The organism is Shewanella sp. UCD-FRSSP16_17 (assembly GCF_001675935.1).
Taxonomy (GTDB): domain Bacteria; phylum Pseudomonadota; class Gammaproteobacteria; order Enterobacterales; family Shewanellaceae; genus Shewanella; species Shewanella japonica.
The window spans coordinates 308,224-332,167 of record NZ_LZFV01000046.1 but is presented as its reverse complement, the minus strand read 5'-3'; the positions used below and the strand labels follow the sequence as shown (position 1 = coordinate 332,167).

Annotated in this window: 23 protein-coding genes and 1 riboswitch; of the genes, 11 read left to right on the top strand and 12 right to left on the bottom strand. The window is 39.7% G+C overall.

Annotation, left to right across the window (positions count from 1 at the left end):
• Positions 1–328 precede the first annotated feature (328 nt).
• The gene (locus A9267_RS18605; protein WP_065110271.1) at positions 329–1,297 is read left to right on the top strand and encodes a hypothetical protein; all 969 of its coding nucleotides are present in this window, start codon (positions 329–331) and stop codon (positions 1,295–1,297) included.
• Complete coding sequence (locus A9267_RS18600; protein WP_065110270.1) at positions 1,294–1,785, top strand: Panacea domain-containing protein; 492 nt, start codon at positions 1,294–1,296, stop codon at positions 1,783–1,785. The genes A9267_RS18605 and A9267_RS18600 overlap by 4 nt, the downstream gene beginning before the upstream one ends.
• Before the next feature lie 201 nt (positions 1,786–1,986).
• Here the strand turns inward: A9267_RS18600 and A9267_RS18595 are convergent, their stop codons facing one another.
• Both A9267_RS18595 and A9267_RS18590 read right to left on the bottom strand, forming a co-directional pair.
• Positions 1,987–3,405 (bottom strand): DEAD/DEAH box helicase, encoded by a 1,419-nt coding sequence (locus A9267_RS18595; RefSeq protein ID WP_065110269.1) that lies wholly within the window; start codon positions 3,403–3,405, stop codon positions 1,987–1,989.
• Positions 3,406–3,410: 5 nt separating this feature from the next.
• The gene (locus tag A9267_RS18590; RefSeq protein WP_065110268.1) at positions 3,411–3,950 is read right to left on the bottom strand and encodes a response regulator; all 540 of its coding nucleotides are present in this window, start codon (positions 3,948–3,950) and stop codon (positions 3,411–3,413) included.
• 128 nt (positions 3,951–4,078) lie between these two features.
• On the opposite strand from A9267_RS18590, the gene A9267_RS18585 reads away from it, so the two are divergent.
• On the top strand, positions 4,079–4,285 hold the full coding sequence (locus A9267_RS18585) for a helix-turn-helix domain-containing protein (protein WP_065110267.1): 207 nt from the start codon (positions 4,079–4,081) through the stop codon (positions 4,283–4,285).
• A 304-nt stretch (positions 4,286–4,589) separates the two neighbouring features.
• Here the strand turns inward: A9267_RS18585 and A9267_RS18575 are convergent, their stop codons facing one another.
• A complete protein-coding gene (locus A9267_RS18575) occupies positions 4,590–4,904 on the bottom strand; it encodes a hypothetical protein (protein WP_065110265.1) in 315 nt (104 codons plus the stop codon).
• Positions 4,905–5,236: 332 nt separating this feature from the next.
• Between A9267_RS18575 and A9267_RS18570 the strand changes: the two genes are divergently transcribed.
• From A9267_RS18570 to A9267_RS18550, 5 genes are all read left to right on the top strand, one after another.
• Positions 5,237–6,199, top strand: coding sequence for a hypothetical protein (locus tag A9267_RS18570; RefSeq protein ID WP_065110264.1), 963 nt, complete (start codon positions 5,237–5,239; stop codon positions 6,197–6,199).
• Positions 6,200–6,231: 32 nt separating this feature from the next.
• Positions 6,232–6,798, top strand: a complete 567-nt coding sequence (locus tag A9267_RS18565) for a hypothetical protein (RefSeq protein ID WP_065110263.1) — start codon at positions 6,232–6,234, stop codon at positions 6,796–6,798.
• 200 nt (positions 6,799–6,998) lie between these two features.
• Positions 6,999–7,592 (top strand): multiubiquitin domain-containing protein, encoded by a 594-nt coding sequence (locus A9267_RS22285; protein WP_065110262.1) that lies wholly within the window; start codon positions 6,999–7,001, stop codon positions 7,590–7,592.
• On the top strand, positions 7,567–8,742 hold the full coding sequence (locus A9267_RS18555; RefSeq protein ID WP_065110261.1) for a ThiF family adenylyltransferase: 1,176 nt from the start codon (positions 7,567–7,569) through the stop codon (positions 8,740–8,742). The genes A9267_RS22285 and A9267_RS18555 overlap by 26 nt, the downstream gene beginning before the upstream one ends.
• Positions 8,732–9,133: a DUF6527 family protein gene (locus A9267_RS18550; RefSeq protein WP_197495563.1), complete on the top strand. Its 402-nt coding sequence runs from the start codon at positions 8,732–8,734 to the stop codon at positions 9,131–9,133. Before A9267_RS18555 ends, A9267_RS18550 begins: the two co-directional genes overlap by 11 nt.
• Before the next feature lies 1 nt (position 9,134).
• Here A9267_RS18550 and A9267_RS18545 read toward each other — a convergent pair whose 3' ends face one another.
• The 8 genes from A9267_RS18545 to A9267_RS18510 all read right to left on the bottom strand — a co-directional run bounded on the left by A9267_RS18545 (position 9,135) and on the right by A9267_RS18510 (position 18,878).
• Complete coding sequence (locus A9267_RS18545) at positions 9,135–10,040, bottom strand: DUF2971 domain-containing protein (protein ID WP_197495562.1); 906 nt, start codon at positions 10,038–10,040, stop codon at positions 9,135–9,137.
• Positions 10,041–10,311: 271 nt separating this feature from the next.
• A complete protein-coding gene (locus tag A9267_RS18540; protein ID WP_065110258.1) occupies positions 10,312–10,737 on the bottom strand; it encodes a hypothetical protein in 426 nt (141 codons plus the stop codon).
• The gene (locus A9267_RS18535; RefSeq protein WP_065110257.1) at positions 10,730–12,814 is read right to left on the bottom strand and encodes an integrase; all 2,085 of its coding nucleotides are present in this window, start codon (positions 12,812–12,814) and stop codon (positions 10,730–10,732) included. The genes A9267_RS18540 and A9267_RS18535 overlap by 8 nt, the downstream gene beginning before the upstream one ends.
• 8 nt (positions 12,815–12,822) lie before the next feature.
• Positions 12,823–14,493, bottom strand: a complete 1,671-nt coding sequence (locus A9267_RS18530; RefSeq protein ID WP_231919213.1) for a hypothetical protein — start codon at positions 14,491–14,493, stop codon at positions 12,823–12,825.
• Between the two features lie 25 nt (positions 14,494–14,518).
• The gene (locus tag A9267_RS18525) at positions 14,519–15,718 is read right to left on the bottom strand and encodes a site-specific integrase (RefSeq protein ID WP_065110255.1); all 1,200 of its coding nucleotides are present in this window, start codon (positions 15,716–15,718) and stop codon (positions 14,519–14,521) included.
• 94 nt (positions 15,719–15,812) lie between these two features.
• Positions 15,813–17,165, bottom strand: a complete 1,353-nt coding sequence (gorA, locus tag A9267_RS18520; protein ID WP_065110254.1) for a glutathione-disulfide reductase — start codon at positions 17,163–17,165, stop codon at positions 15,813–15,815.
• 273 nt (positions 17,166–17,438) lie between these two features.
• Positions 17,439–18,002 carry a hypothetical protein gene (locus tag A9267_RS18515; protein WP_065110253.1) on the bottom strand — a complete coding sequence of 188 codons (564 nt, stop codon included), beginning with the start codon at positions 18,000–18,002 and terminating at the stop codon, positions 17,439–17,441.
• Between the two features lie 141 nt (positions 18,003–18,143).
• A complete protein-coding gene (locus A9267_RS18510) occupies positions 18,144–18,878 on the bottom strand; it encodes a hypothetical protein (protein ID WP_156669198.1) in 735 nt (244 codons plus the stop codon).
• Positions 18,879–19,174: 296 nt separating this feature from the next.
• Here A9267_RS18510 and prlC point away from each other — a divergent pair, with 296 nt between their 5' ends.
• Positions 19,175–21,229, top strand: coding sequence for an oligopeptidase A (gene prlC / locus A9267_RS18505; RefSeq protein ID WP_065110251.1), 2,055 nt, complete (start codon positions 19,175–19,177; stop codon positions 21,227–21,229).
• Between the two features lie 196 nt (positions 21,230–21,425).
• Positions 21,426–22,097 carry a flagellar brake protein gene (locus A9267_RS18500; RefSeq protein WP_082972452.1) on the top strand — a complete coding sequence of 224 codons (672 nt, stop codon included), beginning with the start codon at positions 21,426–21,428 and terminating at the stop codon, positions 22,095–22,097.
• Between the two features lie 81 nt (positions 22,098–22,178).
• Here the strand turns inward: A9267_RS18500 and ribB are convergent, their stop codons facing one another.
• Positions 22,179–22,835 carry a 3,4-dihydroxy-2-butanone-4-phosphate synthase gene (gene ribB / locus A9267_RS18495; RefSeq protein WP_055026400.1) on the bottom strand — a complete coding sequence of 219 codons (657 nt, stop codon included), beginning with the start codon at positions 22,833–22,835 and terminating at the stop codon, positions 22,179–22,181.
• Between the two features lie 93 nt (positions 22,836–22,928).
• Positions 22,929–23,104: riboswitch (FMN riboswitch) on the bottom strand.
• A 239-nt stretch (positions 23,105–23,343) separates the two neighbouring features.
• Between ribB and A9267_RS18490 the strand changes: the two genes are divergently transcribed.
• Positions 23,344–23,898 carry a thioesterase family protein gene (locus A9267_RS18490; protein WP_055026398.1) on the top strand — a complete coding sequence of 185 codons (555 nt, stop codon included), beginning with the start codon at positions 23,344–23,346 and terminating at the stop codon, positions 23,896–23,898.
• Positions 23,899–23,944: the final 46 nt, after the last annotated feature.

Below are 23,944 nucleotides of genomic sequence, written 5' to 3'. Positions count from 1 at the left end.
GTTCTCTAATTTCAGTTTTTTACCTAGAAACGGGGTATCGACCCCTAGTATTATCTCGAAGTTTTAATCTCAATTTTGTCCTTGCTTTTTCATTGAGATAAGTAAAATCAATTGATTATGTTTTACTATATTTAGATAATAGCCGCAGAAACTATGCATTCGCGCTTTGACTAATGGCATATGACTAATTTTCAAGTGTTTAAGTGTGTTATTGAGGCTGTAACCAGCTGAATACGTTTTGTGCTATACAAACGTTTTAGTTCGTGAGTATGGTTTCAATACTCGAGCTCTGGTACTGTATATTTGAACATGTAAAAGGAGCCTATCTTTGTTCAAAAAATTTGGTTTTAGTGGAAGCTCTGACTTTTTCAAAGAGCTTGGCGATGGAGTTGGGAAAGGTTTATTCATTTTGTGTGCGGCTATAGGAACTGTATTGTTAACGGTCGGTAGCGCATTTGCTGGTAGTTACACTTTTTCCACCAATTGGGGGACCGCTTCGGGTTTTTTCACGTGTGCTTGGCTAATTATATATAACCCCAACACAGCCTTGATATCTGGTGGGGCTCTATTTTTATTGGGGGCGACGGGAACATACAAAGACCAAGATCGTCAAAAGCAACAGATGGTTGAGTTGCAGACTGAAAATGAAGAGTTAAATGATGCTAAAAGTGCTTTGAATTCAAATCAAGAGGAGTTACAGGAGCGCCAGTCAAGAATAATTGGGCTTCATGGTGAACTGGTACAAACGTGGCTGAAAGGGATGTCAAAATTTTTAGGACTTGATAGTAACTCTAGGGTAACCATTTATTATGAACATGCTGAAGAGTTTTATCTTTTAGAAAGATACTCTAAGAATCCTACCTACTCCAAAGTTCATAGGCAGAAATTCCCTCTTAATCAGGGTGTTATAAGTAGGGCGTGGGAGCATGAGCATCATGTCGAGAGGAATTGTCCACATTCAACTAAGGGTGATTATGTCAGCTACCTTTCAGACGCATATGGTTATGAACAAGAAAAAATTCACTCTTTAACTATGAAAAGTTGTAGGTATTACGCTAAAGCCATTATTGATGCTGATATTCATATTGGCGTTATTGTTTTTGAAGGAACAGAAACTGATTTTCTTGATAATGAACTTAGTAAGAACATAGATTCCTATTGCAAAGACCATCAAGGGCAATTATCAAAATTTGTTCGAGACAGTTTATTATTTGACAAGGAAGTTAATATTAAGAGAGAAGGTAAAACCATCTCTGTTGAAGATGAATTTTTTCAAATAATGGAGGCTGAAGAATGAAAAAGCTGCAACGAATTATAGCTTTTCTATGTTTGGAGTACCCTCATAAGTCAGAAATAACTAAAGCTAGATTGACTAAAATGGTGTATTTGGCGGATTGGTTTTCTGCATTACTAGATGGAAAGCAATTAACAAGTATTAAGTGGGTTTTTAACCATTACGGGCCATATGTTGATGATGTTGTTGATGCAGCACATAGTGCACATGGCTTTAAAATTGAGCATCAAAATACTATGTATGGGACATCAAAATATGTGATTTCTTACAAAGGTGATGTTGAAGATATTGATTTAAAAAAGCGTGAAAAAGAGATTTTGAGTGCAGTAGTTAACAAGACTAAATCTATGTATTTTAATGACTTTGTTGATTATGTGTACTCAACTTATCCTGTCAAAACGAAAGAAAGATATTCGACATTTGATTTAGTATCTTTGGCAAATAAATATAACGAAGAAAGTCATAAAAAGGCTGGTAAGTCAGGCGTATAAGTGAGAAGCGAGCTCTAGCACCTTAATTTGGTCTATAACTTTATAACAAACATATGTCTTAGTTAAAACTTAGGCTCTAACCAGTTTAGGCTGATAGCTTGTTAGTGAGTCGAGCTTACTCTTCTTAGAAGGTAAAACATTGAGCATTCTAAAAGAGCTGCTTTTTAGTTTTATGGTGACACCATATTCTAGTGTATAGCTTTAAAATGGTGAATCAAAAGTAGAAACAACCTTCTCTCTGAACCTTCCTAAAATCTCCATTGATTGGTTGGTTAAACTGGGAAAATGAACATCTTCAATGGTTTGAGTTGGGAGTGAATTTGCCTGTTTTTTATCGAACATGTCTCTAAGACTTAGCGCAAAACTGTATGATTTATTTGGAAGCAGGCTTGCTCTTTTATCATAGATAGAAGCTTTAAGATCTGGGCGATTGCTAGGTTTAGACTCTCTAATCACAACATTATTATCAGGAAGTTCAAGCTCAATTCGATGTGCAAATTCGACTAGTTTGGGTTCTGCAAAAGTGAAGAGCCAGGCTTGTTGATCAATAGCTCTTGTAGTACGCAAAATACGCCCTAAGATTTGTCTAAAGTACAATTCAGTTTTCACTCTACTGAGATGGCAACAAACCTGTAATCTGGGGATGTCAGTACCTTCACTAATCATTCCAACACTCACGATCCACTGTGTATTGTCATGTTTAAATTTGTTGATAGTGTCCGATGGAGCTGCTTCTTGATAAGTAACAATTGTTGCTGTTTGATTGAATGTATTTTTGAGTGTTTCTAAGATATGGGACGCATGTGCAATTGAGGACGCGACGACTAGTCCAGCTGCATCAGGATTTACTTGTCTGATACCTTCTAGTTTATCTATTGCTAGGTTTAAAACATGATGGATCGCTAAGTCATTATTGACGACCGATTGGTATGAAATTGATGAGCCTTTAAACAAATCATCAAAACTGCTGAAAGTTTGGATCTCATTGTCTTGGTTTGTAACTGATAGTTCTTCGTTATCAATCAATACAATTTTGGGGTTCCTGCAAACACCATCTCTTACAGCTTCCTTTAAACCGTAAATATAGTCACATTGAATTTTGTTATCAGGGTCTAGATATCGAGATAAGACAATAGGGGCTTGATCTGAACGCCAAGGAGTACCAGTCAACGCCAAGGTGTAAGCTGCTTGATCTTGTATGTTGAGTAAGATCTCTTCCCCCCAAGCATTGGCATCTTCAAGAGTACTACCAGAGCAATGATGGATCTCATCAAAGATTACCAATACCCGATTTCTTTTTAGTAACTGCCAGAAGTCTTCTTTAAAAGACAGCATGCCTTGGTAAGTATAAGAGCAACCAACAGAACCAATTACACCATCAAAGCGGCATTCCAGCCGGTGTGAAAATGTTTTCTGAATGCCTTGCGAGATGTTTACTGAAGGTGAAAAGCACAATACAAAATCGATAAGGTCTTGTTCAAACAATTCTGCTGCGACCTCTACCGCCATAATCGTCTTACCAGCCCCAGGAGTTGCTAGACAGAGGAAGTGCCTTTGATTGGCATGAAAGTGCTTTAGAGCGCGATTGACGCACTCTGATTGCCATTGTCTTAATTGCATTGGAGTTACTTCTGCTGATGCGCGATTACGGACTTGATAGCTTTGATCTGCCCAAGTAATTTTGAGCTGTTTTCACGAGCAAGCATGTATTGAGACTCAAGGTGTTCCTTCATCTCAGGGAAGGATTTGTATAGCCGCATATATTCTTCTGACTCTCCAATGCAGGCTAGCAGATCAACTTCAGATTGCTTGAGGCGTTCTTTTAACTGTTGGAGTGCATCCTGTTCAGTATTCTCTAGCAATTTTTCTGGGTGCCGGTCATCGTCACTACGCTCATTTATGACGAAGTTGGTTTGATAGAATTGCTGCGCCTTTTGATATGTTGCGTTTTTTGAGTCCTCACTCTTATTCTTTTGTAAGACTCCTTTCTTAACGAGTCTACTGACCTGTCTATAGATAAATTTATATGCTTCGCTAACACTCTGCTTGTTAGTCGAGGCAGCCAAAAATCTATCGCGTAACTGCACTACTTGGAAATTATTAAAGTTCTCATCCTGGAGAATAGTATGCAACGTAGTGCATATTTTGATTGAAACTTTCGGCATGACTTTCTCACAAGGTGTTAATCACTAGCTCTAAGGAGTAGAAAAACGTTACAAACTAAATGCGGATTATAATCCGTGGCTTTATAAGCCGCAACTTTGGATAGTCTTTATCTTTAACGAGATGAAAAATGAAAGACTTAGCAATCCAATTTGGCCTAAATTTACGGAACAAACGCAAAGAGTTGGGGATATCTCAAGATAAATTGGCGCTTTTAGCTGAGATTGATCGCAGCTATGCGGGAAGGATTGAGCGCGGTGAAGTGAATATCACGCTCGAAAAAGCATATCAGCTGGCCGAAGTTTTGGAATGTGATGTAAGGGAGTTGTTACCTTAAACTTTTAGATATCGAAATGAGTTTAGTTGGTTGTTCTTTGCAAAATCCCGAGCTTCATCTTGTGTCCTGAAAGGGTGTATATCTAGCTCTCGTAACTGTTCAATTGCTTTTCTTGGGCAAGAAACCATCCAATCATTTTCACCACTCATGAAGCTTGTGGATGATAGTTTTACCGTACGAACTTCACCATTATGAATGAACGTTCTTGTGAGCGAGTCAATATAGTCTAATTCTGGAAGAATCTGCTGGCATGTAAGATCGTAGAATCTAGGTTCTGAGTGCATGGTAATCAAGAAGTACATTATTAATTCTCGCTTACTATATCGTTATCCAATGGTCCTACTGCGATTTGCTTACCCAAATCGAACCCTATCATTATTTCGCAGATACCGGGATCTAGCTCAAGCTGTTGGCATGCTCGGTTGGCTTCGAGTACTTTTTTGAATGGTTTCGCTTGGTCGGGGAATTTATGCCATCCCTTGAGTATACGCTCGGATGAAATGTCGAGTTTGGCTAAAAATTCATCTGAGTCTGCGCGGTAAATCAAGTAACCAAAGAATGGAATATGTTCTTCCACTCCCAAGTTCTTTCGTATAGCTTCTAGTTTTGGTTCATCCATAAACGCCTCTAAATAATTCAAAAATTTAAGTTAACAAAGTTACATTAATTGGTTGATGTAAATGAGGCAAGCTTTAAGGCTAACTATGAAGTGGTAAGTGTCACTTTTGCTCAGCTGTTTTAAAGCGCGACGATACGATGATTTTAGCTAACTTCCTAGTTACTGTACTTAGTAATAGATTAACAAGTCAGATTGAACTAGTGGATATTTGTGAGTTACAACTTTTATAAATTTAGCAGCGTTAGCTTAGTGAAAAACATTTAAATATCATACTAGTTATCCTTGAATTTTGGATATAAGCCCCCCATGTCATAAGAACTATTGGTAACTTTATGAACTTAATGACTAAACGTATCGACCTTATTCCATCTCCAGGGAAATGGCTCAGTGCATACTGTTTTGAGCAAATTCTTCTAGAGCAAGACTTTTCCAATGGTAAATCAAAGGTTGATATTTGCTTTGTTATACCTGAAGGTGTGAATTTTCCAATAGAAACGATCATCAGGCTACTCAATGTTTGCAATCAGTTTGCGGATAAAGGCCACAAGGTTCAGCTTGAGTTTGCTAATAGCGGTTGCGGTCTAATGGAGTACTGCAAATACATGCGTTTCTTTGATAACCTAGACAACCGCATTTCAGTCACACCATGCCCTACTACCGTCGAATGTGATAATGCTGACCATCCGATTGTTGTTAAAATGGAGGTTCTCAATTGTAAGTGTGACGTCAGAGGACTTGCTGAACGATTAGCTAAAAGCATTCGATATGGAATTGAGCAGGACTTAGGTATAGGGTTTTCAGATAAAGAGAAAACTACGCTAGAAAGCCTTCATCGTACCATTATTACAGAGCTTATCAATAACGTGCAGGAACACAGCGAGACCAAGCTTAACGGTTTTGTTGCTATGCAAGTATATGGAGGCCAAAGACCACGAGCTTCTCTAGTGATCTGCGATTCTGGTTTAGGGCTGTTCAATACTCTAAAGTCTTCACAAGAGGTTGAAAATGCCCACTATAAAAATGAAAGCTGCGAAAGTATTATCAAGAGAATATTTGATGAGGGAGTGACTAGGAAAAAGCATGATGATGGTGGCTCCGGTCTGCAAACTTGTTTTAAAAAAGCGTTGAAAATGAACTCCGATATCACTATCCGAACGGACTGTAATCAATTCCGTCTGTTTAAGCTGGCCGAACATAACCACCCTATTGAGGCTCTTAGAATTAATGATAACTTTATGGATATCAAAGGCACTTTTCTTTGCTTTGAGGTTCCATTACGAAACAAAGTTTGTTGACACTTTAAGGTACAGCTGCTTCAATATAATTTATGAAGCGTATAAATGATAAAATCAAACTATCTGAAATAATGGATACTCTTGGTCTTGATGGCTCTACTTCAAAACAAGGTATTCAATTATTTAGGCGTCTTGTTGATCTAATTAACAATGAACCTACCCAAGACATCTTTTATCTCTCGATAAATGATGCTTTTTTTGCATCCTCGTTTGGTAGAGAGGGGATCGTTAAAGTTGCAAAGCACTTTCGTAAAACCAAAGGGCTTTGCCTTGTTGATATTGAAGATGAAGAAGTATTAGAAAATCTCATAAGTGGTGTCGCAAGGCTCGAGCAACCAATTCCTTACTATGTCGAAGATGAACTTAACTTGGTTCATGCAAATAAAATTGGTACTCCTTCCAAGAGTAACGCTCAAGTATATGAATATACACTGAAGCGAGAGCTAACTAATGCCCACGATATATCAGAAGCTTTCGAGCTTAAGATCAATAATGCCAGCAACAAACTAAAAATCTTGTTTGAAGAGGGTTTTTTGTTGCGAAAAGAAGATAAATCATCTTCTGGCGGTATTGAATATTTTTATTATCCTATCAAATAAGTTATTGAGCCGTAAGTTATCACTAACAAGCTTGCGGCTCAGATAACTCCTCACCCGTTCATAAAAAAAAATGACTTGACGTTGTTTCGACTTATCATGTAACCTACAACCGTTCACAAATAAAAATGAGCGGTAACTTGGCAACCTGTTCATTTTATTTTGTGAATCGATACTTGTGAAACACATAGAGGAAACAGTTTATGAACGGTAAGTTTGAAATTTTTCAAAGCAGTAAAAATGATCAGTACTACTTCCGACTAAAGGCAGCTGGAAATTGGGAGATCATCCTTGATAGCGAAGGCTATACCACCAAAAGTAGCTGCCAAAACGGCATTGAGTCAGTAAAGGAAAATTCCCAGCACGATGAACGCTATGAGCGACTTGAAGCAAGAAACGGGGAGCACTACTTCAACTTAAAAGCAGGCAATGGTGAAATCATCGGTAGCAGTGAAACCTATACCCGTCGCCAAGCTATGGAGAACGGTATTAGCTCTGTTATGAAAAATGCGCCTGATGCAATCATTGTTGATCTAACCAAAGATGAGCCTGAAGAAGAGAAGGAGTTCCTGATCATCATTAATGGTCAACAAAAAACGGTTACTTCGAAGAAATTGAGCTTTGAAGACATTGTTTTATTGGCATTCAGTCACATTAAGCCAGGAGATAACACCATTTACACCATGACCTATAAAAAGGCTGTGGGGAATAAGCCAGAAGGAACTCTGGTTGCAGGTGAAGTTATCAAAATCAAATCAGGAGTAATCATCAATGTTACAGCAACTGATAAATCATAGTTCGGATCTTAAAAAGCTACAGGAGGAGGGCTACGAGCTCTCTATTCTTGCTAACCATCTAGTGGTTTCACATGTTCCATATGTTAACGCTCATGGTAAAGTGGCCTACGGGCGCTTAATTTCTGAGTTAACGCTATCTGGTAACAGAGCTATTCAGCCAAGCACTCATATAGCCTTATTTGATGGTGAGTTTCCGTGTGATAAACATGGCCAACCATTAAATGCTTTGCGACATGTCAGTCAAACACAGAAGTTAGCTCCTAACTTGTCCGTACAGCATTCTTTCTCGAACAAACCGTCTGGCGGATATAGTGACTATCACCATAAAATGACACGCTATGTTGAGATGCTCAGTCATCCGGCAAAGGCACTTGAGCCTAGCTGCACTGCGCAGACCTTTCTAGTACCTCAATTGGAAGAGGAAGATAGTGTATTTAGGTATGCGGATACTAATTCCAGCCGTGCAGGTATTGGCATGATCAACCATAAGCTGGAGCACCAAAAAATCGCAGTTATTGGATTGGGAGGCACGGGTGCCTATATTTTAGATCTTGTGGCCAAGAGTCCTGTTAAGGAAATTCATCTGTTCGATGGCGATGATTTCATTCAGCACAACGCATTTCGCTCACCAGGTGCTGCTCCACAGCACGTACTCGATGCAATACCCAAGAAAGTAGACTACCTAAAAGCACTGTACTCCAACATGCGCAAAGGGATCTTTGCTAATGCCTACAATATCACCCCAAACAATATTCAAGCGTTGCAGGATTTTGACTTTGTTTTTATCAGTATCGATAAAGGTGAAATCAAGCGAGAGATCTTTAATTACCTTTTCAACAACAGCATTGCTTTTGTAGATGTGGGTATAGGTGTTGAAGCCGTTAATGAGCAATTGATTGGTATGGTAAGAACCACCGCTAGCAGTTCGAAGCAGCATTCGCATACAGATTCTAAGGTATCATTTGAAGATGCTGAGGATGCGGCCTACTCAACCAATATTCAGATTGCAGAGCTGAACGCCTTAAATGCTAGCCTAGCGGTGATTAAGTGGAAAAAGCTCTCAGGTTTCTATCAAGACCTTAACCAAGAACACCATAGTGTTTATACCATTAACGTCGACATGTTAACGGATGAAGATCATGCAGCATAAGTTTGTTGAGTTTATTCCTGAGGATATAGAGCATGGAATACTCTATATCTCAATGCATTACGCAACCGCTATGCACAAGTGTGCCTGCGGTTGTGGTAGTGTTGTTGTGACTCCTTTTTCTCCAACGGACTGGAAGCTTTTTTTCAATGGTGATTCAGTTTCTCTTAGTCCTTCTATAGGTAACTGGTCATTTCCCTGCCGCTCCCACTATTTTATCCGTAACGATCGGGTGGATTGGTGCAGCTCATGGAGTAAAAAGCAAATCGAAGCTGGTCGAGAGGCAGATAAAAAACATAAAAACCAGTATTTTAATAGTAACCAAAAAAACGAAAAGGACTCATTTATTATAAAGTTATGGGTAAAGTTGAAACAGCTGTTAAAGCTTTCATGATTTACGGAATCGATTGTTTTACAGAGCCAAATATCTCTATGCCAGAACGAGCAACTTTAGGATAAGCAATTCTATACTCGTTCGGCTCTACTTCTACTCTGCTTAGTGTATAGCTGCCCCGTACCTGACGCATGAGATAAAAGTTGATATTGCTGGCTCTATTTTCAAGTGCTTTTATAACGATATGAATAATTGATGAAGGGCAGCGTAGCCCAAAAGTGATGTCAACCATTGCCAGTGGTGAATCGTTTAAACCTACATTGTCAAAAAGCCTCCATTCCGATTCGTACTTCCATGGGGATGCTTTTCTCAATAGTACATTTTCATCTAGCTCTTTCTTGGCCATTGTATCGTTTTGAAGCATAGCTCTTGAAATCAAGCTAGTGTACAAAGTTCGATTGTCGTCATAATTGACTTTGTGTAAAAGCGGTTTAGGGGTTCTATCTAATGAGTATCCAATGCATAATCCTCGATGTTGGTCACCATAATGGCTCCAGAGCAAAGAGCAATCTGGTACAGAAGAAAAGCAGCAAACTCCCTTATCGTATTGTTTCAACAGTTCAGATTGGATGTTGCTAGTTAAAATATTACATTCAACTTCTTCTACTGACATGTTGTAGTTTTCATACTCAGGGTCTGTTGCATTATAGGCAATGTTGGCCAAGGCTCGTGCAGCTGTATCACGGGCAAGTTCGTTACTATGGTTGTGCGCTTTTTCTCCATCCAGCTTAGCTTTTTTTAATGATGCTAAAGATTCCGATTTTACTCGTCGCTTTATAAGTTCATCCAAAGTAGCTCGAAGCTCCTGCCTGTTTGAGTCTGTAGCAACCGTTGGTTGGCAGTCCATCGGATCATTAAATGTGCTCGGAGGTGCGAAATATAATTGGTCTAGGCATAGTGAATCCATTGTTAACTCACTGAAACTACGATATCTGTATATCTTGTTTGGTTGTTTTATTGGCATTGAATTTTTCTCTAAATATCCTTGAGTTAAGCGTAACGATGCACTGAACCGAGTCACAAATTAATAGAAACTCTGTAGCTTTATAGAAATGAGATAAACAGGTTAACATCTCTTGCGCCGACAGCTCCGTATCTTAAACATATTTAGACGCAATCTAGTAATGGACTTTACTACGCTAAAATCAATAAATGGAGTTGCCTTCTGGTATCAGTATTTAGCGTTTAATCGAAAGAGCGTTGCTCGTCTCTAACTCAGCAACTTGGTACTGGTATTGCTGAATTGTAAGAGCGAGCTCATTATGTTGACTTGCCATATTTGCTAGCTGTGTTTTCAATTCATTCACTTGATTTCGGTACTTTTCCTTTAGGCGAGTTTCGTTGTTCAGGCGTTCTCGTAAATTAGCTATTTTTTCTTCGTACGCATTCTGAACATTAGCTCTCGGCGAATTTTTTACCGCGCAATCCTTAACTTTTTTAACGAAATCTTTGTAGTAGTAAGCCGAACCATCGCCAAGTCCAGCTTCTTCTTCGACAGCCTTTACCGATAGTTTTTGAGTTGAAGGTATTACTCGAGTTTGCTTCGTTAAAATGCGGTTTAAGGCTTCTTCAAGGTTTGTAAGGGTGACTTGTGCTTTACTCATAGTTGTTACCTTTTGAGTCAAATTTGTCATGAGGAATTTTAAAGAAGTGCATTACCTTTTCAGCTGCCCTAATTTGAGTAATGTAATGGCTAAACATTGAAGATGTTAAGCTGCCAACACTGTCCAAATAGAGTACTTGATCAGAGACCCATTTGTGTCTTTCGATCCAGCTTTGAGCTTTATCTTCGTCAATTAACTGGTTTTCACACTTAAAGCAGTTTGCTGGGGAAGTGACTTTATCCATCCTGCAATCATAGCCAGCAAGGCAATATGAGTGAAGCGTTCCAACTAAAGTTAACCTACCTGCTTTTACATGTTCGTTAATTTGCTTCCAAGATTTTAAATCTTTTGGAATACTAGCTCGCTCCTTTAAAATCTCTAGGCCTCTTTTTCCATAAAGTACTTCGCTAGAGTTATACCATTTGTAAAAAGTATCGGTGGTAATCTCGTTGGCTACGTTGAGTATTAGATTTTTAAGCTCTCTGTCTGAATCTATTCCCTGAAGGTGCGCAGCAGAACTTCCTTCTCCATACCAGTCTGTTGTAGGTATATCTAAGTGCTTGAATTGATCTTTAACTGCGACAACTGAGCACAAGTTATGGCGTCTTACAAAAACAGCAAAAGTTCGTCTAAACTGATGACTTGTTATTGGCCAGATTTTTCCTACTTGGATTCGTTTATCTGCATTCAGAGGGTTGCGATTAGGATTAATCAATTTAAATTCTTTTAGGGATTTATTGTCAACAATTGCACCAGCCTCTGTAGCTAAAGCATTGAAATGAAAGCGGAGGTTACCCTCAAACCTAATATTTGGCAGTTTTTGCTTGTTAGATTGAATTAACCAAAGACAACTAGCTTCTTGGTTCTTCATAAGGTTATCACTGCTAAGCAATTGGTTTCTCATATCCCGTGATAGTGCTTCTGCTAATTCGATTGCTTTTTTAGTTATCGGTGAGGTTACCCATTCTGTTTTCTGGCCTCTGCTCTGCGTCATTTTGTGTTGGAAAGACTGTACGCTATAAATTGTTTTTCCATTAAATTCACGTCTTATAAAGCTGTCACCATGCAGCCCATAAAGCTCACTTTTACGCATACCTGTAAATGCTGCACAAGCGATATAACAAGCTGTTTGGATTTTAATGAGCCAAGCTGTGAATTTGTTAACATTATTGAGGATATACTTTTCTAAAGGTGTTCCAGTTAGGAAGGACTTTATTATTGATTGATATTGTTGAGGTCGGTGCTTACTGACTTCAACTCTATAATTTGGTGAATCTTTGTGTATCCAGTTCCAAGTTCCGGAGTCAATTTTTTTATCGACAAAAAGTTTGCCTAGTTCATAATTTCTTTTCAGCTCTGTAGATAATTCACTGAGAAGCTCTTTGTGAGGGTGAAGCTCCTCAATATAGTTAATTGCTCTACCGTAAATTTTTTCCATTAGTCCCGCTGGTATAGCGTAAAATTGATCTGCTTTATTTTTATTAGGGCAGCAGTACTCTTTTGCTAATGCCAATGAGGTTTGATCTGTTGGTAAAGTCAAATAAATGGGCAAATACTCATAGGATAATTCAACTTTTTTCAGCACCGAAAAGGAATGTTCGGCACTACCAAGACTGTATTTTTGTTCTTCGATATGGTTACAGAATTCATAGAATGAAACGGGATGTGATAAGGTTGCTATGCTATCCCACTTCATTTTGTCGAGAAATTTATAAACCTGAGTTAGCCTACTATGAAGAGCAATTAAAGATGTTGGTTTTAATGGCGCATTTCTTCTCTGTGCCGCAGGTGTATACATCCATGAGAAGCAAATGAGCTTGAATTCATTTACAAGTTTATCTGAACTGATTTCAGTAAAAAACAGTTTGAATTTGTTTGTTATTTTTTTATCAACATATGCAGTCATGTCCCATTCATCATCTGCGAAATAGCTCTTATTGGCACCAATATGATCTTTGGTTACAGGTATAGATGAAAGCCCGTGGAGATCGTTACTCTCGTAGAGCTCTATTACATTCTGCAAGCCATCTAAGTTTTCTTGTAATACCTCTCCTGGTAGGTTTAGTAAGATTCTCATTTCTCTCCTTAAAACAAGTAATTGATACCTTCTGGCCAGATCGGATGACGACCTTCTCTCTTTAATTTTTTAGTTGCTTTGCGTCTTACTGCGGGATCTACTGAAAATATAGCGAAGTCTATTTTGTCTATTAGATCTTTGAAGTTCCTAACGAATTGAGTGCTATTTAGATGATCACGGATTGACTCATTAACTGCTTCTTTGAAGCTAAGTAAGCACCAAATATCCTCAACTTCTTCTATGATGACTTGGTTTGGGCAACTAAAACACTTGAGAATATCGGAGCAAGCTAGATGATCTACATCTAGTGTTTTAGGGCTGAAATTCATTTTTTTACGATAGATATCGGCTTCAGGTCCAAATGGCTTTTTACAACCGGAACCGATTACTGTTGTTTGAGGCTTATTGTTTACTCGAGAGTATTTCTCTAAGAATGCTTCATGTGGTAATACTTCGACATCAAGCTGCTTTTTTGCATATTCTTTGGATTCAGATAAATCTGAGCATTTAACCATTGCTTCCATAGTATGTGCTGCGGCTTGCAATTGTTTTTGATTTTCAATCGGACTGCCTTTGGTGTAGTGACGACTAAGTGTTTGTGGAGTATTTCCCATTAAGAAAGCTGTACCAACATTATCACCAGTGACATCTAGATAGCGTGCGCTGCCAGATACTCGAAACCTTTTAGCTAATGGACGTAATGGCTGGTTTCTTTCATCTAAAGGGTTAAAACACTCCAAAAGCCAATTGGTAACAGAGCGCAAATGAGATGGTTCTACCGGAGCAGCTCTTCCTCTGCTGACTTGAAAAAATAGATGATCGTCGCTTGAATTGACTACTCTGCTTAATTGCAACAATTTTTCTATAAATGATAGGGCGTGCTTAGGTACATGCTGAGTGTTGTTATCACCAATGGAGATGGTGACATATTTGTTTGCTCTGGATTTAAAAACACTTTGAGAATAAACGAGTCCTTTACTTAGGTTCTCCTCATTAAACTTCTTCATTTTAAGTAAGGTCGTCATATTTCCCCATGTAAAATAAGACATGAGAAAGTATCCAAGCGCAAAGCATTTCGTTAGGGCGCCAGCGACTTCAATCTTTTTTCCTTGGAGACTGACTATAGCCGTATGCTCTCTTGGTTGCGCATTTATGTGTACTTCTGGTGCTTCCATTATTTGGCGATGAAGTTGGCGAAATAATGGGTGGAGTAACCTGAGAAGTGTTTTAAGTTCCTTATCTGAGTATCCTTCAGTTGGATTTACTTCACTACGAAATAGGCCGCGTGATGAAAACCATTTTTTAACCGGTAGCTCCAGTAATTTGAACAAGCACTTGATTGAGCTATTGAGCTTTCTGGCAGTATTTACATGCATGCTTCCTAATCTAACTTTCTCAATGAGATTTTGTTCCCATCGTGATGCTGTCTCTTTAGATTCAAGCTGTAATTTATGGAGATCAGCAAAACGAACATACTTAGCCAAGTCGTTAACGTAACCATGTTTTGTATTGTCGGACTGGTCATGACTATTGTTTAATACCCTAAACCAACGTACAACGATTTCATCTCTATCAGCAAAGTGGCCTTTAGCTAGCGCTGATTTATTTGGAACGTTAAAGTACCGGTAGCGATTAAAATCAAAATATTGATATTTGGCTATACCAACTTTTAACTTCATGACGATTCCATCTATTGGGGCTCGTTCACTCATATACAGCCTCTTCCAGTATTTGGTCTAGCAAACTGACAGCTTTTTGAATGTTGTTATCTCGTTCGAGGAAATCTACATACTTCCACAAGGTGGCTTCATTGTTATGCCCCATCCATGCCATCATTTGAGTGACAGCATCTTTTTGAAGTCCATTTTCTAGCAATGATGCAAGTCTATATGTGCAGTATGAAGCTCTGAGATCATGGGTTTTATGCTTGAACAAAATTTTGTTTTGGCTTTGAATTTTTAGTTTTAACCTACGAAAAGACTGATGGACATTGTTAGATGAAAATGGCGTTCCATTTTTTGTGACAAGGAGGTATGGGCTTTGTTTTCCTTTTAGTCTTTTCTGCCTACGTATCGAGTTGGCATATGAGTTCATCATTGCTGCTAGCCTACTTGATAGTTCAACTTTGCGTTCTTTTCCATACTTGGTTTTTACACCATTGCTTGGACCAATAGTTACTTCGATATTTGTATTCTGGCTGTATGCTTCTAAAGCTAATGAAAGAGGAAAAGTGCATGCTTCCTCTATTCGTAGGCCTGAATGGATCTGTAGAAGTTGCTGGATTACAAACTCAATGCCAAATGCGGAGAGCTCCTTAGCATACAATTCAACTTCAATTTTAGTTAATGGATTAAGAGATTGAATTTCACTTTTCTTAGGAACTTTGATACGCAAGTCAGTACTAGTCACCACAAAATGGGGATTTAAGTGGTTCATCATTCCTCTGTTACGAACTTGGATCATCTCATATTCAAAAGGTTTAGATCTTTCGTCTATGAGCAACATTCTGTTTGCTATGCACCATTCATAGAACTTAATAACATGCAGCATGTATAGAGATGCAGTTGAGAATTGTATATCGCCACTTCTAGCTTTAGCTAACAAGTCATCATTCCTGAAGCGGTAAGTTGGTCTAAGAAACTTACTTGGCGGAAATACATCCCAATCTAGATCATGTTCTTCTAGAAATGCCCAATATCGCTTTATTGCTCTCACTGCTGAGTTTAGGTTCTTAGATCTTCGGATATTAACTAGGTAGTTGAACCATAGGTTTACTGGAAGCAGGTATTGATTGTCTGCACTGTAGAAAGTTGGGAAACCATCTAACTCTATAGGCTTATTTAATGAGGACTTGGGGTGTATACGTGGAACACTAATTGAAGATGAAACAACAACGTATGCCATAAAATTTACCCTCATTAAAAGTAAGCTATTTAATGAGGGTATTACAATTTTTCCAGAGTATCAAAAACTACAGTTTAGTTTTCCAGAAAAAGATCTACATAGTAACAAACTCTTCTGCGCCAGTTGGGTGAATTGCTACAACTGCATCAAAGTCTGCTTTTGTTGCGCCCATTTTCATGGCAACACCAAAGCCTTGGAGGATTTCATCCATACCAAAACCAATGCCGTGAATACCAACAACCACTTCATTTTCACCTGCGCAAATCAGCTTCATTTTACACGCTTGTCGGTGAGCTGTAATAGCGGTGTACATTGAAGTAAAACCAGAGGTATACACTTTAATGTTGTCTTCGCCGAACTGTTCAACAGCTTCTGGTTCAGTTAACCCCATAGTACCAATTGGTGGGTGACTGAAAACAACAGTTGGAATAACACTGTAGTCCATTTTAGCGTTTGGCATATTACCAAATAAACGCTCTGATAATAAGCGACCCGCTTTAACGGCAACTGGTGTTAATTCAACACCGCCTTCCATGATGTCACCGACACAATAAATACCTTTTGCTGTCGTATTTTGTTGCTCATCAGTGACCACGTAGCCTTTGTCATTCAGTTTCACATCAGTGTTTTCAAGGCCAATGTTTCCTGTAGAAGGAGAGCGCCCAATAGCCCAAATTAAGCTATCAACAGTGATGCTTTCACCATTTTCAAGTTCAAGGGTTAGGCTGTCATCTGCATTTTTAACCACAGCTTTTGGAATGCTGTGAGTGTGCAGGGTTGGGCCATCTGTCGCCATCGCTTCTACAAGCGTGTCGGTCAAAATAGGATCAAAATTACGTAGTGGAGCATGTTTACGTACTAATAAATGGGTTTCGCTACCGAGTGCATGTAATACGCCAGCAAGCTCAACGGCAATGTAGCCTGCACCCACAACAGCAACACGTTTAGGTTGCTCACGTAATGCAAAGAAGCCATCTGAATCAATACCGTATTCAGCGCCAGGAATATTTGGAATAGTTGGCGCACCACCAGTGGCGATAAGGATATGATCAGCCGTGTAATGCTCGCCATTGACTTCAATGGTATTACCGTCAACAAACTTACCGTAACCGTTCAATAGGGTGACATTATTACTGGCAAATCCGCGGCCATATGCCTCATGAATACGGCCAATATAGGCTTCACGGTTATCGACTAACGTATTCCAATTAAAGTCGTTCACTGTAACGTCAAAACCGTAATCTTTGGCGTATAAATGCATGGATTCAGCAACATGAGCGCCATACCACATGACTTTTTTCGGTACACAACCCACGTTGACGCATGTTCCGCCAACATGTTTTGCTTCAATAACTAAAACTTTTGCGCCACGCATTGCCGCGCGATTACCTGAAGCGATACCACCACTACCTGCACCAAGGCAGATATAGTCATAATGTTGAGCCATGTTAACCCTCTCTATTATTGATACTTGAATCAGATTGCTAATACGGCAACCTGACTTTTATTAAGCGTTTATGTGAGTTTGACAATTTTTATTGCAGCCATTGTAGGGGGGAATGTCATCACAAGCTAGTTTCTAAGACCGTAAAGTCGGCTAATTTATTGCAGCGAAAAGCTGACACTGTACCTGCAAACGCTCAATCAATGGTGCTTAAACTTGAGAAAGTAACGCATTATTAATTCAAGTACGCTCACTCAGTATGACCAAGTACTAGGTTTATCGGCGATATTGACATTCAGCCTGTTGGCCTTGAGCTGGGCCTGAACCTTGGCAGTCCATACATTGCCACTCATCTTGTCGATGGGATAATTCTGTTTGCAAATAGCTGGCATCTTTATTGTGCTTGAGCTGTGTTGATAATTGTTTGATGCGATTAGCCAACCAGCGGCAGCTCGGGTCGTTGGCAACCACCATCTTGGGAGAAGCCTTGGCAGCAGAGGCATCGCGCATTGAAACTGGGTTTGATGACACTTTTATGGTGTCCGCTCTATCTAACTGCATTTCATCTGCAGCATATTCAAGCGCACTTTGTGACTGTGGTATGGCGATGGGTTGACCTTGGCTGTCTAGCACGCTGCCAATGGGAAGCGCATTTGTGGGGTTTTGTTGATTGATATTTTTTGATTGACGCAGCTGGGTTAAATCACTTGCTTGCGTTTGAAGACTAAACAATAGCAATACAGTGATAATAAAAGGGGTAACCAGTATATGAATATGATGGGGAAATTGGCGGATAAACCAATAGCATAATAGGCGATATGATCCCAGAGTGTGTTTCATCAGCATTCCTTTGCTTTAGTTAAACGAGTACCACATCGTGTGGTACGACTCATTTAGCTTAGAAGGGAATAGGGGGATTTGCCAAACACAGAGATGTTTTAGTCTGAGTTAAGTGTCAGGCACTTTAGGTATTACTGATAATTAAAAGTGCCAAGTTAAGTAAATGCCGCCAAAGCTTTCGTCTAAACTCCCTGTATAACCTTCGGCTTTGGCCTCTTGTTTAATATCATCCATAGCGATGACATGGCTGAATTGAGCACTAAGAGCAAGGTTATCTGAAATTTCATAATTGGCTTCAATTCCCATTTGGAAATGGTTTGCCCCATTATGCTCTTCAGTTGCATATTGAAAATCAAATCCTTGGGTAATATATGGCGTGACAGTAAATCGCTCGCTGAGTTGCCAAGGGCTATGAAGGCTCACTTCAACAAAGTAGCCGCCAGCTTGCGTTGAATAGGTATAAGCAACAGAAGGGACTAACCATTCAACGGCGGTATAAGTCATCTCAGCAAACAACTCGTTGTCGTTAGCGCGTTCATCGCCGTAAAACTCAAGACGTTGATAACCTATAATGGTTTCTAGATTGTCATGGAGGTGAAGTTCATACTCAAGCCCCCAATTATATTCAATGTAATGCGTTGAATCGCCTCTGATTACAGCTGCATATGCTGTTAAATCACCTGTTGATACTGCAGCAGCACCAGAATATATGCCACCACTTTCTAGGTTGTTGCGCCCTTCCGAGATGTATTTTGAATCCCAACCTAAAGCAACGCCAAAACTAAGGTCTTCGGCATGGGCATGAAACGATGTGGTTAGGTATGTTGATATCAGGCTTAGCGTTGTCACTAATAAAGGGGATAATTTAGTTCGCATTTCGACAACCTTTCTCAAAGTCATATATTCAATAAAGGAGAATACCTGAAAAACATTTTTGGGAAATGATAACGAGTTAGATTTGCGATCGAGTTGTCAATATCTTCAGTGTAAAGTTTGCGTAAAAAAATCTGGGTGTTTACTCACATTTTTTAAGCTTATTTTAATATACGTGTTTAGTGTATAGACAATACCAAATCGGTGAGCTCAAAACTGCTATAGACTTGAATTTAAAGCTTGTTGCCCTTATTAATGGGTAAAGGCCACAATTACCCTATTTCCCCGAGGAATCACCTATGAGCAATACATTGCTAGATAATCCTTTACTCGAGCAGAGCGAGCTTCCGCAGTTTTCGAAAATTAAAGCGGAGCACATTCAACCAGCTGTAGAACATGCTATTGCTCAATGTCGCAGTAAAATTGATGAAGTCTTAGCTGAAAACAGCACATATTCATGGGAAAACTTAATTGAGCCATTAGAAGAAGTGGACGATCAGCTCAGTAAAATTTGGTCGCCTGTATCACACATGAATTCTGTGACCAGCACTGATGAATGGCGTGAAGCTCATGATGCTTGTCTGCCGTTATTGTCTGAATACGGTACGTTTGTTGGCCAGCACCAAGGCTTGTATCAAGCCTACAAATCCATTCAAGAGTCGGCGGCGTTTGATACGCTGTCTACGGCACAAAAAACATTATTAACTCAAAGCCTTCGTGATTTTGAGTTGTCGGGCATTGGACTCGATGAACAGCAAAAAATCCGATATGGCGAAATTGTAAAACGCCTTTCTGAACTGACTAGCAGTTTTTCTAATCAGTTATTAGATGCCACACAAGCGTGGACTAAATTGATTACTGATGAAACTGAGCTAGCAGGCTTACCAGACTCTGCGATTGCAGCGGCCAAGGCGATGGCTGAAGCGCAAGAAAAACAAGGTTGGTTATTTACGCTAGATTTCCCATCTTACTTACCCGTGATGACCTACAGTGAAAACCGTGAGCTACGTGAAGAGTGCTACCGTGCATTTGTCACTCGAGCGTCAGATCAAGGCCCGAATGCGGGCGAGTTTGATAACAGTGCTAACATGGACGAAATCCTAGCGCTGCGTCATGAGCTTGCTAACCTACTAGGTTTTGATAGCTATGCTGATAAATCTTTAGCAACTAAAATGGCGAATGATCCTAGCCAAGTATTATCGTTTTTAAATGAATTAGCCTTGCGTTCAAAAGAGCAAGGTAAAGCCGAGCTAGCAGAGCTTAAAGCCTTTGCTAAAGCAGAGTTTGACGTGACAGAGATGGCGTCGTGGGACTTGAGTTTTTATGCTGAAAAGCTACAACAGCATAAGTWTGAAGTGTCACAAGAGTTATTACGTCCATACTTCCCAGAAGACAAGGTCTTATCAGGTTTGTTCTACACTGTGTCACGCTTATTTGGTTTAACCATTGAAGAGCAACATGGTTTTGATAAGTGGCATGATGATGTGCGTTTCTTCCATATTTATGATGCGGATAACGTGCATCGTGGTAGCTTCTACTTAGATTTATATGCGCGCACGGGTAAACGAGGTGGGGCATGGATGGATGATTGCCGTGGCCGCCGTGTAACAAGCAATGGTCTGCAAAAGCCAGTTGCCTACTTAACCTGTAACTTCAATGGTCCAGTTGATGGCAAACCAGCACTCTTTACTCATGATGAAGTGACAACCCTATTCCATGAATTTGGCCATGGTATTCACCACATGTTGACTAAAATTGAAGTCGGTGGTGTTGCTGGGATTAACGGTGTGCCTTGGGATGCCGTAGAGTTACCAAGTCAATTTATGGAAAACTGGTGCTGGCAAGAAGAGGCATTAGCTGAGATCTCGGGTCATTTTGAAACGGGCGAGCCTTTGCCTAAAGCCTTATTAGACAAGATGCTAGCGGCTAAGAATTTCCAGTCAGGCATGATGATGCTTCGTCAGTTAGAGTTTTCGTTGTTTGATTTTAGAATGCATCATGAGTTTGATGCTGAGAAAGGCGCTGATATTCAAGGTATCTTAGATGAAGTTCGTAGCCAAGTTGCAGTGAATGTACCGCCTGCTTTTAACCGTTTCCAACATGGTTTTGCACACATTTTTGCTGGTGGCTATGCAGCTGGTTACTACAGCTATAAATGGGCAGAAGTGTTATCAGCAGATGCATTTTCTCGTTTCGAAGATGAAGGGATCTTTAACCCAGAAACAGGCAAAAGTTTCCTTAACAACATCCTTGAAATGGGGGGCAGTGAAGAGCCTATGACCTTATTTGTGCGCTTTATGGGGCGTGAGCCAAATACTGATGCGCTATTACGTCATTCAGGCATTAATACGTAATCTTGTGAGAAATAAACAAGCACACTGTTATAAGTGATTGTTTAGGCACCGCAAAAATTAAATGATAAAAGGCACCTCAAGGGTGCCTTTTTTGTCTTTATGCTACTTAGGTCAATTAATTTTGCTGATGAACTTATTAATTCAGTAAAGTTACATTACTATGTTATCGATAGCATAAATTGAACGGACTCGTACTTTGACAGAGCAAGCATCTCCAGAAGAGCCAGTATTCTTCACCTTAACTCCGGGCAGAACCGTAGATTTACAAATTGATTTCCCAGTCAAATTCAGAATTAAAGCCACTTTGGTAGGCTATGAATTGGGTAAATATATCATTTTAAAACATCCTGCTCCGCAGCAAATGAACAATTATAAAGATGTGTTCGTTGAAGGTAATGGTGTGGTTGTTCGTTACTTGCTAGAAGGTCAGCAAGGCGAATGTTATGCATTTAAATCGATTATTCGCAATATCACTAAAATTCCAGAAAAGTTTATTTTTCTGTCGTACCCTAAGCAGATAGAAAACCGTCAGTTACGCACCCATCAACGTTATACCACCCATTTGCCTGCAATGATTCAAGCCAAAGGTGAAAACGACACCGCTCATGGTTCTCAGCTAAGAGGTATTATTTCTGATATTTCTATAAAAGGTTGCGGTTTCGTCTTTAAAGCTGACAACCCTAAAGTGAAAGTGAGCCAAAAAGACATCACAGTTACCATTCGTAATACCAATAACGAAGATATTTATATTTCTGCCAAGGTGTGCAATAGCCGGTTTGAGCATGGCAAAGTGAATGTTGGTATTCAGTTTGAAAATGATGATGAGCAAGTCAAAACATTACTGACTCAGTTATATATTGATTTGTAATGCAGGGTTGAACTCAGATTTAGATTATAAAAAAGCGACTGATAACAGTCGCTTTATTGTCGATATACTATCGATATAAGCTTACGCCAGTTTCAATTCATATTGCTGACGATACATCACCATATCTTCAATCGTCAGTACTGGCATATTATGCTTAAGGCCGAAGGCGACTATTTCAGGGGCTTTTGCCATAGTGCCATCTTCGTTAGTGACTTCGCATAGTACGCCAGCTGGTTGTAGCCCTGCCATTTGCATTAAATCTACCGTACCTTCAGTGTGACCGCGACGTGACATAACGCCGCCAGCACGTGCACGAAGTGGGAACACATGTCCTGGGCGAGCCAAATCAGATGCTTTAGCGTCAGCTGCCGTGGCAGTTTTAACTGTTGTCACGCGGTCTTGAGCTGAAACGCCCGTGGTCACGCCTTCTTTAGCTTCAATGGATACGGTAAAAGCCGTTTGATTAGCGCTATTGTTATCCGCCACCATTGGCGGCAGTTCTAGCTTGTTGGCTTGCTCATCAGTTAAACATAAACACACAATGCCGCTGCATTCACGGATCATCAATGCCATTTGTTGACTGGTGAGGTGCTCTGCTGAATAAATAATATCGCCTTCATTTTCGCGATCTTCATCATCTAGCAATAATACGCCGTTACCTTCTCGTAAAGCAGATAAGGCTTTTTCGACACGTTCGATAGGATCGCCAAATGGCGAAAGTAGTGATAGCTGATTCATGGTTAACTCCTAAAAAATACCAGAATCAGGGCTTTAAAGAGGGTTTTTACGCCAACCGAAATACACCAGCAAGCACAATGCTCACTGGCGTATTTCTATTCTCTCTCATCCGGACTATAACCGTCGGCTTTGGAATCGTAGACATTACATCTACATCACCAAATCTGCTGACCTCGACGAATCGAGCGCTCGCGGGCTTAGTTAAGATTACATAAAGGTAAGTTAACATCACCGCCGGTGGGGAATTTCGCCCCGCCCTGAGAATTAAAATAATCTGCTTAACACCCTATGTGCTAAACAGCGCCGTCATGGTAAGCCAAAAGTTTGGATTTAAAAAGTGATAAGGCACTCAGAGTTCATAAATATTTTTATCATCAAGGTGGCTGAACTTTGGCGGAGACATTTTCGTATAAGTTGTTCTATTTAATGATTTGTTAATTTAGTGAGTGGACTTGATAGCTGGTATGACCTCTGTTAGCCTGATGCGTTCATAAGGAGTAAGCAGTATATGAATTTATATTTTCGTCTCATTTGGTTGATGTTGTGGCGTAATCGCCAAGCTAAAAAAATTGGTTTTTTAGATACCAGCCGTATTAGTTACCGTGCATTGCCGCTAGATTGCGACATCAATATGCATTTAACCAACTCTCGTTATCCTGCGTTTATGGATCTTGCTCGTACTCATATGATTGCAGAAATGGGTCTAATGCAGAAATTTCTGAAGCTGAAATGGTTGCCCATTGTGAATGCATCAGAGTTTACTTTTTTCCGTGATATCAAACCGATGGAAAAATTTGAAATCGAAACTCGGATTGTTGGGTGGGATGAGAAATATTTTTATATTGAACAACGCTTTGTTACCGCAAGAGGCTTACATTGCATCATGCATGTACGTGGCGTGTTTATTTGTAAGGGTAAACAAGTTCCGATTACTGATTTAGTTGCTGCAGCGGGCTATGAAGGGCCGACACCCGCTATGCCTCCGGAGCTGGTTAAGTGGAAAGAATTTTTACAAGTTAAGAAAGACCAAAACCTTGCTCCTAAATTGAGTTTAGCTTCGTAAACGTTATTATATCCAAAGATAATAATGTACTGAGTAGGTAACCCAA